This is a genomic window from Emticicia sp. W12TSBA100-4, from assembly GCF_040253585.1.
In the GTDB taxonomy this organism is placed as follows: Bacteria; Bacteroidota; Bacteroidia; order Cytophagales; family Spirosomataceae; genus Emticicia.
This window is the reverse complement of the sequence record NZ_JBELAU010000059.1, coordinates 1-821: the sequence shown is the minus strand read 5'-3', so window position 1 is coordinate 821 and position 821 is coordinate 1. Positions and strand designations below refer to the sequence as shown.

Sequence of the window (821 nt, the reverse complement as noted above, 5' to 3'; positions counted from 1 at the left end):
GTTGGGTCGAAAACTGTTTGACCTTTTGGCAACCAAGCAATATTATACGGTACTGGTTCACCGAGACTAACTTCCGTAATTCTAAAACTATTAACTAAAACTTCTCCATCTGTATTTGAAAAAATTTGAGGTCGAATGAAAATTGCAGATTCAGAAAAGTTAATCAATGTGTTCCCAACTCCACCCAAAAAAGCGTTGAATTCTGTGAAATTTGGGGTGATTTGTATCGAAATAACAGGAACATAGTTGAACCCTGATGTATTGATAACAAGATTGCTTTGATGGTCAAACATTTTGAGTACTATACTGCCTGTAACGGCTGATTTCAAAAAACCATTTACTCTATACAAGCATTGTTTTGAAATCGGTGTATTCACATTTTGAATAGATATGCCTTGTGTGGCTCGTTTAATCGACAATCGTCCTAAATATCTGTTGTTATCAATTATAATATCATTCCAAAACAAAGTGTTACCAAACTCTAATGCACCATTTTTCAAAATACTATTTGGAATACTTAATGTTTCAGGTGCTGAAGCAAAAATAACTACCTTATGATTACCATAGTAATTAGCACTTAAAACGTTCAACGCAATTTGTACAGTGTTAGAAGTTGCGTTCAAAATTTGAAACCAATATATGTTTTGATTGTTAATGTTTGCATTACCTGCATCAGCACCAATCAACTGCACCTGAATACGGTCAGGATTAGAAAGATTAAGATTGTGCGTAATTGTTACAGGGTTGTTGTTTGGTAAGTTTACGGTTGTTGAATAGCTAAGAGTAGGCAAAACAGAACCGTTGTCACCTTTATCACCTTT

At 34.3% G+C, this 821-nt stretch carries 1 protein-coding gene; it reads right to left on the bottom strand.

The window, feature by feature from the left end:
- Positions 1-821, bottom strand: an 821-nt coding sequence (locus ABR854_RS25725; RefSeq protein WP_350268728.1) for a hypothetical protein, incomplete at both ends; no start/stop codon positions are given.